Origin of the sequence: Polyangium jinanense (assembly GCF_028435265.1) — a bacterium.
GTDB classification, from domain to species: Bacteria; Myxococcota_A; Polyangia; order Polyangiales; family Polyangiaceae; genus Polyangium; species Polyangium jinanense.
The window spans coordinates 295583-308044 of sequence record NZ_JAGTJK010000004.1 but is presented as its reverse complement, the minus strand read 5'-3'; the positions used below and the strand labels follow the sequence as shown (position 1 = coordinate 308044).

Genomic DNA, 12462 nt, shown 5'->3' with positions numbered 1-12462 from the left:
GTTCGGCGTTTGGCTCATCCGCCCGGCGAGAACATGATGGGGTAGACCACCGTCACGATGCCGCCCTCGGGCCTCGGAAAGCTCAGGCGTTCGAAGGAGCGCACGATGCATGACACGACGCCGCCGTCGGGCATGTCGGAGCCGCCGTTGCCGACGTTCGACACCGCGCCGTCGGCGCCGATCACGAACCGCACGGAGACGCGCCCCTGCAGGTTCGGGTTGTTCCGCAGACCGTTCTCGTAACAGAGGCGGAAGCGCCCGAAGTTTTGCCGGATGATCCGCCGCACCACCTCGGGAGGTAGTCGACCGCTCAGAGACATGGCGCCCGGGCGCGACTGCGTTGCACCACGTCCTTTGGGCTCGGGGTGTTCTGGGTAAGGAACGATCGAAGCCGTGGTCGGGGCCGGCCGCGGAGGGCGATCGTACAGCAGGCCGATCAAGCCGGTCTCGCGGGCGTCCTCGGGCTCACCGGTGCGCGCGCGTGCGGACTCTTCCGCGCTCCAGCGCTCGCCAGCCTCCTGGAGCGAGCGCATCCACGCCGCTTCGAGATCCATCTCCGCGCGGTTCTTGCGTTGCCGCCGCCGCGCCCGGTACTCGAGGCCCGCGATCTCGTCGGCGTAAAGCCCCTCCATCTCCCGCTCGTCGCTGCGGCGGAGCATCTGCTGGATGAAGAACTTCTGATCGTCCGTGACGCCGTCGAAGTCGTCGTCCTCGATGGGCTGGAACCGCGAGGCAAGGGCCGCGAAGACGAGCAGATGGAGCAGCACCGACGCGAGGTGCGAAAGCCCGGTGCGACGCTCCAGCACGGGCTGCCTCGACACGCGGGGAGCACCGACGCTGCCGGTGATCTCGATCGTGATCGGCCCCATGCGCACGGCGATCGTCCTGCCAGACCCGAGCGGAATCTCCGCCGCATCGCGATACGCGCGCGAGCTCTCCGCAAGGCCACGCGCGATGGCGCGCGCCGGGGTCATCGCTTTGCCCTCGCCATCGAACACGACACGCGCGCCCTTCGGCACGACGGCGCGCACGTCGCCGTCCCAGCGCGCGAGCAGCACGGGCACGCGCGAGCCGCCCGCGATCTCTGCGGGCAACACGACGTCGCAGCCTTCTTCTTCCCCGACGAAGAACGGACGCGGCGGCGAGAGCTCCACGGCTCGAAGCACGCAGTCGCTCCCCCACCGCACGACGACGTCCACGGCGCGCGCCGCGGCCGCGCTCACCCTTGCATCCAGAACCGGCGGATCGGAGGCCACGGACACACCGACCACGTCACCCTCCCGATCGTTCCAGCCGGACCCTCGATGAGGCTACATGAGGCCCGGCATCGCGGGAAGCGGATCACACACGTGCAAGACGGCGCTCCCGTCCTCGCACGAGGATGCACACACGTGGCACCCGACGAAGGAGACCCCCCGAGCCCACCTGCCACATGTGGAGATCCTCCGAGGAGGTCGGCGCGGACGAGTGACACACGTGGCACTCGCCCCGGCAGCTCGGCGAAGGCGAGTGACACACGTGGTCCTCGCCCCAGACGCGCGGCGAAGACGAGTGACACACGTGGCACGCGCCCCGGGCGCTCGGCGAAGGCGACGCACGCACGTGAGACCCACAAAACGAGACCGCCGAGGCCACCTTCCACATGTGGGAGGTGGCCCCGGCGCTTCGTTCACCGCAGCTGGTTCGGGATCAGCTGCCGGGCTGGAACATGATCGGGTACGTCACGGTGACGATGCCGTCCTCCGGGGCCGGGAAGCTCATCCCGTAGAACGAGCGGACCACGCAGGAGACCGCGTTCTGGTCGGGCAGATCCGACCCGCCGTTCGACACCTGCGAGACGCTGCCGTCGCGACCGATCACGAACCGCACGGCCACACGGCCCTGGAGGTTCGGGTTCGTCCGCAGGCCCTGCTCGTAGCAGAACCGGAAGCGACCGAAGTTCTGCCGCACGGTCCGCTGGATGATCTCGGCCGGGAGACGGCCACTCGACGAGACGCCCTGCGGACGCATGATGGGCGCGCTCGTCTTGTGGTCCTTCGGCTTGAGCTGGCGGTTGAAGCCGCCAGGCCCGCCGAGGTTCACGCCGATCGTGTTGATGCGATCGAGCCCGATGCCCTCACCCTTGCCACCACCACCCTCCTCGTGACCCGTCAGACCGAGGCCACCCGAGCCCGCCGCGTCGTCGATCGACGAACCCCACATGTTGCCGAGCGCGCTGCGCTCGTCGCTGCCGAACGAGGTCTCGCCGCCCCACTTCGCCGTGATGGCGTTCGGGTCGCCGCCGTTCATCACGTTGAGCATCCCGATCATGCCGAAGGTGCGCGCCTCGTCGATCGCGGCCTGCCGCGCGATCTGCGGGTCCGTGTTGTTCTTGTCCCCGGCAAGCGCGAACCGACCGTCGCTCTTCCGGCTCGTCGTGCTGCCCATCTTGCCCTCGCTGTCCTGCGCACGCGCGCCGGAGCTGCCGCCGGGGGACTTCTCGGTGTTCTCGGCGAGCTCGGGCGTCTCCTTCTTCTCCTCCTCGCGCTCCGCGCTCACGTCGAGCGCGTGCTGAATGAAGTACCTGTCCTCCTCCGAGATCGCGTCCTCGTCCGTCACGCCGAGGGGCGGAAGGAAGAACGCGGCCGCCGCGAGCAACCCTGCGTGCACCGCGAGGGACACGCCGTGCCAGGACAGACCCTTGCCCTGCATCGCCACGGCGCCGCCCTTGACCTTCCGGCCCGCCTTCACGCTCGCGACCTGAATCACAAGGCCGCTGATCTCCACCTTCACCCGCGCGCCGAGCGAGAGCGCGACCTCGACGCTGCCCGCGAGCGCCGCACACGGCATCGCGTTCGTCGCGTCGACCGAAGCACGGCGGCCCTCGGTCTCGAGCGAGGCCTTCGCCGTCGCGGGCACCACGACACGCGCCTTGCCATCCGCGCCCACGAGCACGACCGGGAGCCGCGAGGCGCCGAGCGTGGCCGCAGGGATCACGAAGTCCGCGTTCTCCTCGCCGACGTGGAACGGACGAACCGGCGAGAGGTGCGCGACGTGCAGAACCGAGTCGCCCCAGAGGATCATGATCTCGATCGCCTCGTCCGCGCGCTCGCACTCCTCGGCCGGGACCTCGGGGCCGCTCTTGAGGAGCGCGTACGTGTACGAACCCTCGGGCGCGTCGGCAGCCACAATCTCGGGCTCGCTCGCCTTGTCGGCGAAGAGAGCGCGGGGATCGAAGGGGCGCGCCTGGGTCGCGCCGAAAAGATCCACGGGCGCCTTGGCGACGAACGGGTTGTTCGAGTCGAGTGCCGGCTTCTTCTCGTTGCGATGATCCATGACAAACCTCTCCTGATTTCCTCCGCGCATCGGCGGGGATCGCTCTTGCCGTGTTTCCGTGAAGCGCGGATACGCGGGCGACTCGTCGGGCGCCCTCTCCAGGGCGGCCGCGCGTCTCATCCGTCGTTCAGCATCGCGTCCACGTACCTAACGACAGCGAGATCCGGGGCGGGTTCCAGAAAAGCGACATGGACCCGAAACAGCGGGGATTGCAGGGGAATTGGCAGCGCCGGGGCTCAGCTGGCTCGCGTCTCGGCCGGCGCGGGCGTCCGGCCGAGGAGCGCCCGGGACGACTCGACGAGGAGCGCGATCGCGAGGCCAACGAGCAGGACGCCGACGACGCCGTTCATCGTCGCCGTGTTCAGGGAGAAGCCGCCCTCGCGGATGGCGCCGAAGGCGTGGCGAATCTGGGCGATGAGCGCCCAGAGGGTCACGGTCATGACGAAGACCATGGGCACGGCCGTGTACCAAACGCGGCGCTTCTCGCGGTGGAGCCACACGGTGACGGCGAGCAGCGTGAGCGCGGCGAGGAGCTGGTTGCTCGTGCCGAAGAGCGTCCAGAAATCGAGGTAGGCGGGCCGCACGCCGGGCGCGGGCGGGCGCGCGGTGGCGACGAAGTACGCGGGCGGGAGCAAGGTCAGCGCCGTGGCGATCGCGCCCGCCTTGCGCTTCTTGCTCCAACCGAAGAGCTCCTCGAGGACGTAACGGCCGAGGCGCGTGGAGACGTCGAGCGTGTCGAAGACGAAGGTGGAGAAGGCCATCGCGCCGAACGTGGCGGCGAAGAGGAAGTGCTCCTTGCCGAGGATGACGGTCATGAAGCGGCCGACGCCGTCGCCGTAGATCTTGCCGGGGCCGGGGAGCTTTCCTTCAGGCGCAAGCGTGATGACCGTCGTCAGCGCGATGATGGCGACGAAGGCTTCGAGCAGCATCGCGCCGTAGCCGACGGGGTGCGTGTGCGACTCCTTGGCGATCTGCTTCGAGGTCGTGCCCGAGCAGACGAGGCCATGGAAGCCCGAGCAGGCGCCACACGCGATGGTCACGAAGAGGAACGGGAAGAGCGCGCCGAAGGGGCCGCCGGCGTCGAAGGTCTTGAAGGCCGGCATGCGGATGTCGAACTCGCCCGGATAACGCAGGCCGCCGAAGAAGAGGCCAATCGTGCCGACGGCGAGCGCGAGGTAGAGGACGAATCCGCCGAGGTAGCCACGCGGCTGCAGGAGCAGCCACACGGGCAGGAGCGAGGCGACGAAGCAGTAGACGAGGATGCCGAGGCCCCACGCGCGCTGCGGGTTCTCGAAGGGGAGCACGAACGAGGTGGAGATCTTGGTGCCGAGCCAGACGACGACGAGCGTCGCGGGCACGAAGAGGATGGTGGTGAGCCAGAGCGGGGGCTTCAGGCGCCGGTCGATGAGGCCCATCAGGACCGAGAGGCCGAGGTACATCGTGCTCGCCGCCGCGACGGCGCCGCCCGGGTTGAAGCTGTATTTGCCGCCCTCGAACTCCTCGGTCTTGCCGACGAACGTGCTCGCCGTGATGTCGGCGAAGGCCACGATCACGTAGATGAGCGCGAGCCAGATGAACGTGAGGATGAGCAGCCACGCGCGACGGCCGAGCTGCCGCCGGACGATCTCGGCCACGCTCTCGCCCTCGTGACGCACGCTCGCCACGAGCGCGGAAAAGTCGTGCACGGCGCCGATGAAGATCACGCCGAAGCCGATCCAGAGGACACACGGGACCCAGCCGAACATCTGCGCCGCGAGGATCGGGCCGGCGATGGGGCCGGCCGCGGCGATGGCGCTGAAGTGCTGGCCGAGCAGGTAGAAGGGCTTCGTCGGCACGAAGTCCTCGCCGTCCGCGCGGCGCACCGCGGGCGTCTCGGCGCTGTCGTCGAGCGCGTAGTTCCTCGCGATGAGGCGACCGTAGGAGAAGTAGCCGACGGTGAGGACGACGATGACGCCGAGCGCGAGCAGGGGCAGCACGCGGCGAGTATAAGGCCACGCCGCGTTCGTCGAAGCGCGTTACGCGCATTGCGCGAGGCTCGCGAGCGCTCGCTCCGCAGCGCGCCTCCGCGTCTCGGCCTCGTCCCGGAGCCTGCGCATCTCCGTCTCCATCGGGCCGATGCGCTGCTGCATGGCGTCGAGCTCGCTCACGTACCGCGCGCGCAGCGCCCCCTCCGGGCCCGCGTCACGCAGCACCGCGAGCTGCTCGGCGATCTTTCCGTGCCGGGTGTAGACCTCGACGAGCTCACGATCGAGCCGCATCCGCTCGGCCTCGAGCTGCGTCGCTTCCTCGACGTTGCGGGAAAGCTCGGAGAGCACGTCGAGCCGCGAAGCGGCAACCCGCCCGGAGGCGCGCCAGGTCTCGATCTGCCCGGGCTCGACCGACTCGTAGGCGAGGCGCGTCGACTCGGTCCACACCTCGCGCACCTCGATCGTCGCCTCGCCGCGCGGCGGGACCTCGACGCGGAAGCGCGTGACGCGCGGCGTCTCGGCGAGGGGCGTGAGGCCCTCGGCCGTGAGCGTGCGGCCGTCTTTGCGCGGAATCTCGATCACGACGTCCACGACCGTCGAGTGATCGCTGCGGACGCAGTAGGCGTGACGCTCCTCGACGCGCCGCTGCTCGATGAGGCCGCCCGCCTCGAAGACGACGCCCGCGAAGGTCGTGTCCTTGCGGCTCGTGCGGTGGCAACGAACGCCCGGGTCCTTCGTGAACGAGACACGCACGAGCGCGCCGCGCGTCGCGGCTCCGATCGCGGATTCGCCGACGTAGCGGCCCTCGTCGTAGACCGCGCATCGGCCCTCGTCGAGGCGCACGCCGGTGTCGTTGTCGAAGCAGAGCACGAGGTCGGGGCTGGGTCCTGCGCCCTCGCGGAAGAGGCGCTCCTTGCGCACGCGGACGCTCGTGGCGAGCACGGGGATCATCGCGGCGCCGCGGCGCGGGATGGAGACGGGTCCTTCGGCGACCCACTCCCTCGGCTCGGCGGCGGCCACGGCGGCGAGCTCGGCGGCCGCTTGCTCGGTGTCCATCGTGTCGGCATCGTCGATGCGCTCCGGCGCGCGCCCCGCGAGCGCGACGAGGGTGCCGAGCGGCGCGGCCGCGCGGATCGTGGCGGGCTGGCCGTGCGCCCTGCGCGTGCGTTCGAGCTTGGTCGCGTTCTCGGTTTCGTCGTCGATCCGTCGATCGCCGCGCCCGTACGAATCACTCGACGCCGCGGCCGCCTGCGCGGACGACAGCACGAGCTCCACGTCTTCGAGATCCTCGTCGAGCGGGTTCTGCACGAGCGCGAACGCGAAGAGCCGCGCCTCCGCGCCCGCGAGCGCGAGCCTGTACGAGAGCTGAAACGGCGCCGCGGGCACGACGTAGAGCACGCGCACGTCCTCCACACGACCCGCGAGGCCGACGCGCACGGCGCGACCATCTCCACCTGCCGAGGCCCGCCCGCGACTCACGAGCACGTCGAGGCTCCCTTGCAGCGCGGGATCGGCGAGCTCGATCTGCCGCACGGACGCCATGTCGACGACCTCGATCTGCCCGGCTCCCGTGCGCAGGAGTAGCCACCTGCGTGGCCCTTGCCCGCTCGTCGATTCTTCGAAGCCGAGCACCTCGCCCTCGATCGGCCCGTCGCTCCCGAAGGTCCGCACGCGCCGACCCCGCGCGGCGTGCACGATGCCGCGCAGCGTCGTCCCTGGCTCGAAGCGCAGTTTTCGTTCGGCGAGCGCGGCGTCCGGGTCTTCGGGCGCGTCGAAGGCGAGCGCCGTCGTTCGACCCTCGCCGCGCTCGACCCAGACCACGAGCGACCGGAGAACCTCGCCGAGCTCGGCGCGGCCGAAGGGGAGCTCGAAGCTACCGTCCGCGCTGCCGCGTCGCTCGACGTGGGCGAGGCCTTCCTTGGAGAGGACCACGCGCCGGATGCGGGGTCCGAGGTTTCGTCCCATGCGAAACGAGAGGCTATCGCCGAAGCGCACCCCGAGAAAAGCGCGGGCGCTTGACCTGCCGCATCGGCTCGGAAACGATGGCAGCCATGCGCCACTTCCTCCTTGCTCTCGTCGCGCTCTCGGCCCTCCTCGCAGGCTGCTCCTCGCACCGGGCGCCGCCTCCCGCAGCCGATCCGGGCTGCGGCTGCGCGGCGCGGCAAAACAATCAGCAATCGCAGTGGTCGCGCTGAGGACCGAGGGATGAACGCGCCGCGGCGTCGCCCATTTTGACGCGCGGCGAGGACGCGGCCGATACGAATGCTGCGTCCAGGCGGCCGGGGACCATTACGAGGAGACGAACTCGGTCGGGCCGAGATCCAGCAACCGAGGATGGACCTCGCCAAGGCTCCCTGATCCGACTACATCTCCCCGCCGGAGCCATGCACATCCTGCCCGATGTTTCGGCGCGCCTCGCGCGCTTCGTGCCCACGCCCATCGACGCCGACCTCGACGTGCTCACGCCGGACGAGCGCGAGGTTCTTTTGCACCTCGTCCGCGCGTCGCTGCCGATCGACGCGATCTTCCTGCGGCAATCATTCGCGGAGGCGCCGGAGATGCGCGCGGAGCTGGCGAAGGAGACGTCGCCGCTCGCAAAGGACGCGCTCGCGTATTTCGATCTCTCGGCCGGACCCTGGGATCGGCTCGATCAGGAGCCGTTCGTGGGCGAAATGCTCCGGCCGCCGGGCGCGGGGTATTACCCGGTCGACATGACGAAGGACGAGTTCGAGGCATGGATCGCCGCGCATCCAGCCGAGGCCGACGCGCTGCGGAGCCTCTACACGCTCGTCCAGCGCGGGGAAAAAGGGCTCGTCACGATTCCGTATTCGACGGCGTTCCGGTCGCTGCTCGCGCCCGTCGTCGCGGAGCTCGGAAAGGCCGCGGCGGCGACGAAGGACGCGGGGCTCGCGCGGTATCTCGGCGCGGTGGTGAAGGCGCTCGGGGCGGACGAGTATTACGAGAGCGACCTCGCCTGGATGGACATGGAGAGCCGCGTGGAGGTCACGATCGGTCCGTACGAGACGTATGAAGATCGGCTCTTCGGGTACAAGGCCGCGTTCACCTCGTTCGTGACCGTGATCGACCCGTCGGCGAGCGGCACGCTCGCGCGATTGAAGTCCGAGCTTCCGGCGATGGAGCAAAACCTCCCGATCCCGGACGAGCACAAGAACCCGAACCGCGGCACCGATTCGCCGATTCGCGTGGCCGACCTCGTGTATTCGGCCGGCGATACGAGGGCGGGCGTGCAGACGCTCGCGTTCAACCTGCCCAATGACGAGCGGGTGCGCGAGGCGAAGGGCAGCAAGAATGTCCTGCTCCGCAACGTGATGAAGGCAAAATTCGAGGGGATCCTGAAGCCGATCGCGGCGCGGGTCCTCGCGGCCGAGGAGCTCTCGCGCCTCTCGGCGGACGCCTTCTTCCATCACACGCTCTTGCACGAGCTCTCGCACGGCCTCGGACCGGGCCGAATCGTCGTGGACGGCACCTCGACGGAGGTGCGGCTGCGGCTCGAGGAGCTGCATTCGCCGTTCGAGGAGGCGAAGGCGGACGTGATGGGGATCTACAACATCCTCTTTTTGATGGATCGTGGCGTCCTGGCCGCCGAGGGGCGCTCCGCGCTCTTCTCCACGTTCCTCGCCGGCATGTTCCGCGCGACGCGCTTCGGCATCGAGGAGGCGCACGGCAAAGGGACGGCGCTCCAGCTCCACTGGCTGATGGAGAAAGGCGTGATCCGTGAAGATACGTCGAGCGGGCTCTTCTCGATCGATCACGAAAAGGTGCCCGGCGCGATCCGCGCGCTGCTCGGCGAAATCCTCCTCGTGCAGGCCCGCGGCGACAAGGAAGGCGCGCGGGCCATGCTGTCGAAATACGGCGTGATGAGCGAGCCGCTCGCGCGCGCGCTCGGCAAGCTCGGCGATATCCCCGTGGATATCCGTCCGATCTATCCGGCGGCCGAACGCCTTGTCGGCGTCACGTCATAGTTCGAGCGAAGAGATGCGGGACGCCGTCGCCTTGCGGGGCGGCGGCGGGATCTCCGGGTCGAGCGCGGCCGGATCCGCCTCCGCGGGGGGCGGCGGGATCGAGAACGGCGCATTCACGAGCGAACGCGTCCGCTCATAAAGCGCGCGGCAAAGCGCGAGCGACGGCGGCGTGCGGTTCGCGGCGAGCGCGTGCACCTCGGCCTGGATGGCCGCATTGATGGGCGTCGCGATGCCGAGCGAGAGGCCACGGCTCGTGATTTCCCCGTTCAAGAAATCCACGGCGGGCGGCCGGCCCCGCTCGATGGCGGCGAGCATCGACGAGCGCATCTTGCGGAAGCGCGTGCCCACCGCGAGCAAAATGGCGTGCTTCGCGAAGAGCGAGGGCGACGCGACGGCCATCCGATCGGCGTCGGAGAGCGCGATCCAGTCGAGATCGAGCGTGCCCGAGACCTTTTGCAGCTTCACGCCCGAGGCGCGCGCCACGAGCACGACCTCGGTCATGATTTCCAGCGTGAGCCGTCGAATGAAGCGATGGCGCAAAAGCGCGCCGAGCCTGTCGCCGCCAAGCGCGCCGAGCGAGCTGATCGCGCAGTTGATCGCGAGCTTCGACCAGCGCGCGCCGGCGAGGTTGTCCGTGATGATCGTCTCGCCGATCGAGCCGAGCGCCTTCGCCAGCGGATACAACCTGTCGTCCGGCTGCCCGTCCATGCGGCCCAGGACAAACCCCCCGGGGGACGTGCGTTCGTACACGCCGGGCTCGATCATCGACGCGCCCCACGCGACGACGCCGCCGAGCACCCGCTCCGGGCCCGCGATCTGCGCGAGGCGCGGCTCGCAGAGGCCGTTCTGGAACGTCACCATCGCGCCCGTCTCCGCGAGGAACGGCAAGACGCCACGAGCGGCTTCTTCCACCTGTGGCGGCTGCGTGGCGAGCAGGATGTAATCGAACGGCTCGGTGCCCGGCAGAAGCTCGGTGAGGGCCCGACCGCGCACGGCGCCGGGGCTGTTCTCGCCGAGGACACGCAGGCCTTTCGTATTGATCGCGTCCGCGATCCGTGTATTCGTGGTCAGCGCCGTGACGTCGTGCCCACCTGCGAACAGGTGCGCGGCCACGAGGCCACCGATTCCGCCACATCCAACGACCAGAAAGCGCGGTCCAGAGGAGCGCGCGCCGCTCGAGACGCCGTCTTGGCTCATGGGACGTTCGATTCTACATCGAATGGCGGGCGACGCGAGCCCATTCCGCAATGCCGCAACGCATTATTGCTTGGGGACGAGGACCTCGATGGCGCCGGGCACCATCTCGATCTCCAAAGGCAAGCGGCCGAGCGGCTCGCCGTCGACGTCGAGCAGGAAACGATCCGCGACGTCCTCGTTCAAAAGTTCCAATTGGATGCGCTCGCAGCGGTAGTGCTTCACATCGAGCGAGTGCACGTGCGTGCCGGTGTACATGCGCGACGAGACCATGAAAAAGCGCAGGCGCGAGGCGGCGCCGAGGTCGACGACGTCGAAGAGCCCGTCGTCCGGGTGCGCCATCGGCGCGACCTGCATGCCGCTGCCGAAGTACCGGCCGTTGCAGATCGCCATGCAACGGGTCTCGATCGTCTCCTCGCGCGAGCCGTCCTCCCGCCATATCGTGCATTTGACGCGGCCCACGACGCTCCGCGCGAGGCCTTTCACCGAGGACGTGAAATACGCCATCGTGCCGCCGAGCGTGCGCGTCGACTCGGCCACGAGCTGATCGACGAGGCCGCTCATGCCGACGGAGAGGATGTTCACGAAGTAAGAACTTTTCCGCTCGCCCGTGTGCGTCGCGTAGGAGAATCGTCCGATGTCCACCGCGCGCGTCTTGCCCTCGGCGATGGCCTCGCAATAACGATCGAGGCGGTTCTCGAAGCCGAGCGTGCGCCGGTAGTCGCCGCCCGTGCCGGCGCCGATGATGCCGAACTTCGGGAGCTTCTTGCCCGCGTCGCGCGCCTCCATGAGCCCGCAGACGACCTCGTGGATCGAGCCGTCGCCGCCGACGGAGACCACCATCTCCCGCCCCTCGTTCGCCGCCTCGCGCGCGATGTCGACCGCGTGCCGAGAACGTTCGGTGAACACGACGTCGACGTGCCCGAGGTGACGCTCGATCGGCCCGCGCATCTTCTCGAAGAGCGCGCCCGTCTTTCCTCCCGCCGACTGGGGGTTCACGATGAGAAGCGGCTTCATCGACCTAACCCTTGCCACGACATGACCGCGCGCCACAAGATCGAACCGGCCTCGTTCTCCACTCTCAGGCGCGCCGCGAAATGTTTTTCGCGCCTGCCGCAGGGGGACGATGACGCGACGAAGACCGAAGCCCCCACGAACGAACAATGGTCGAAAAGCGAAAAACCGTAGCCGAAGATGTCGTGCTCGCGGGACGAGGCCTGCACACGGGGGCGCACGTGGAAGCGCGAATCCGCCCCGTCGCGGCAGGCGAAGGGCGCTTTTTCGTGCGGAAGGATCTGCCTTTCGAGCCGGTGGTCCGGGCACGCGCGGCGTTCGTCGTCGATACGACGCGGTCGACGACGCTCGCGAATGGCGAGGCGCAGGTACGAACGCCGGAGCATTTGCTGGCCGCGCTCGCGGGGATGGGCGTGGACGACGCGTGTATCGAGATCACGGGGCCCGAGGTGCCGATCCTCGACGGCTCGGCGCTGCCATGGGCCGAGGCGATCGCGCGCGTCGGGCTCTCGGCGGCATATGCGCCGCGGCTGCAAACGGTCCTGGAGGCGCCGATCTGGGTGCCTTCGAGCGGTGACGCGTTCGTCGCGGCGATCCCCTCCCCGGAATTACGTTTTTCCTGTGGAATCGCGTTCGACGCGGCGCCGATCGGCGAGCAATGGGCGTCGTTCGTGGCCTCGCCCGAGCGATTTTTGGCGCAGGTGGCACCGGCGCGGACGTTCGGGGTGGTTTCCGACGTCGAGGCGATGCGGGCGCGGGGCCTGCTCGCGGGGGCGAGCCTCGATACGGCCATCGTCTGCGACGAGGAGAAATGGCTGAACGGGCCGCTGCGCTTTCCGGATGAGCCCGCGCGCCACAAGCTGCTGGATTTCGTGGGAGATCTTTCGCTCCTGGATCCGCTGCCGCGAGCGCATTACCTCGCGTTCAAGGCAGGGCACGCGCTCCACGTGCGGCTGGCGAGGCGGCTCTCCGAAGGAGGCTAACCGAAC

9 protein-coding genes are annotated in these 12462 nt (G+C 69.0%); 3 read left to right on the top strand and 6 right to left on the bottom strand.

What is annotated here, in order from left to right; genetic code table 11:
- Positions 1 to 14 precede the first annotated feature (14 nt).
- The 4 genes from KEG38_RS12155 to KEG38_RS12140 form a co-directional block, all read right to left on the bottom strand.
- Entirely contained in the window at positions 15 to 1271 is a 1257-nt protein-coding gene (locus KEG38_RS12155; protein ID WP_272419537.1) for an AgmX/PglI C-terminal domain-containing protein, read from the bottom strand.
- 418 nt (positions 1272 to 1689) lie between these two features.
- Entirely contained in the window at positions 1690 to 3315 is a 1626-nt protein-coding gene (locus KEG38_RS12150; protein WP_272419536.1) for an AgmX/PglI C-terminal domain-containing protein, read from the bottom strand.
- A 236-nt stretch (positions 3316 to 3551) separates the two neighbouring features.
- Positions 3552 to 5291, bottom strand: a complete 1740-nt coding sequence (locus tag KEG38_RS12145; protein WP_272419535.1) for a carbon starvation CstA family protein — start codon at positions 5289 to 5291, stop codon at positions 3552 to 3554.
- Positions 5292 to 5330: 39 nt separating this feature from the next.
- Entirely contained in the window at positions 5331 to 7247 is a 1917-nt protein-coding gene (locus KEG38_RS12140) for a hypothetical protein (protein WP_272419534.1), read from the bottom strand.
- 86 nt (positions 7248 to 7333) lie between these two features.
- Here KEG38_RS12140 and KEG38_RS12135 point away from each other — a divergent pair, with 86 nt between their 5' ends.
- Together KEG38_RS12135 and KEG38_RS12130 are read left to right on the top strand one after the other, a co-directional pair.
- Positions 7334 to 7477, top strand: coding sequence for a hypothetical protein (locus KEG38_RS12135; RefSeq protein WP_272419533.1), 144 nt, complete (start codon positions 7334 to 7336; stop codon positions 7475 to 7477).
- Positions 7478 to 7666: 189 nt separating this feature from the next.
- On the top strand, positions 7667 to 9265 hold the full coding sequence (locus tag KEG38_RS12130) for a DUF8614 domain-containing protein (protein WP_272419532.1): 1599 nt from the start codon (positions 7667 to 7669) through the stop codon (positions 9263 to 9265).
- Here the strand turns inward: KEG38_RS12130 and KEG38_RS12125 are convergent.
- Positions 9260 to 10462, bottom strand: coding sequence for a ketopantoate reductase family protein (locus KEG38_RS12125; protein WP_272419531.1), 1203 nt, complete (start codon positions 10460 to 10462; stop codon positions 9260 to 9262). The genes KEG38_RS12130 and KEG38_RS12125 overlap by 6 nt on opposite strands.
- 63 nt (positions 10463 to 10525) lie before the next feature.
- Positions 10526 to 11476: a diacylglycerol/lipid kinase family protein gene (locus tag KEG38_RS12120; RefSeq protein ID WP_272419530.1), complete on the bottom strand. Its 951-nt coding sequence runs from the start codon at positions 11474 to 11476 to the stop codon at positions 10526 to 10528.
- 146 nt (positions 11477 to 11622) lie between these two features.
- Here KEG38_RS12120 and lpxC point away from each other — a divergent pair, with 146 nt between their 5' ends.
- Complete coding sequence (gene lpxC / locus KEG38_RS12115; protein WP_272419529.1) at positions 11623 to 12456, top strand: UDP-3-O-acyl-N-acetylglucosamine deacetylase; 834 nt, start codon at positions 11623 to 11625, stop codon at positions 12454 to 12456.
- Positions 12457 to 12462: the final 6 nt, after the last annotated feature.

Excerpts from the sequence above, each read along its gene's own strand:
- KEG38_RS12120 (WP_272419530.1), bottom strand. The coding sequence starts at position 11,476 with ATGAAGCCGCTTCTCATCGTGAACCCCCAGTCGGCGGGAGGAAAGACG.
- KEG38_RS12150 (WP_272419536.1), bottom strand. The coding sequence starts at position 3,315 with ATGGATCATCGCAACGAGAAGAAGCCGGCACTCGACTCGAACAACCCG.
- KEG38_RS12135 (WP_272419533.1), top strand. The coding sequence starts at position 7,334 with ATGCGCCACTTCCTCCTTGCTCTCGTCGCGCTCTCGGCCCTCCTCGCA.
- KEG38_RS12125 (WP_272419531.1), bottom strand. The coding sequence starts at position 10,462 with ATGAGCCAAGACGGCGTCTCGAGCGGCGCGCGCTCCTCTGGACCGCGC.
- KEG38_RS12140 (WP_272419534.1), bottom strand. The coding sequence starts at position 7,247 with ATGGGACGAAACCTCGGACCCCGCATCCGGCGCGTGGTCCTCTCCAAG.
- lpxC (WP_272419529.1), top strand. The coding sequence starts at position 11,623 with ATGGTCGAAAAGCGAAAAACCGTAGCCGAAGATGTCGTGCTCGCGGGA.
- KEG38_RS12130 (WP_272419532.1), top strand. The coding sequence starts at position 7,667 with ATGCACATCCTGCCCGATGTTTCGGCGCGCCTCGCGCGCTTCGTGCCC.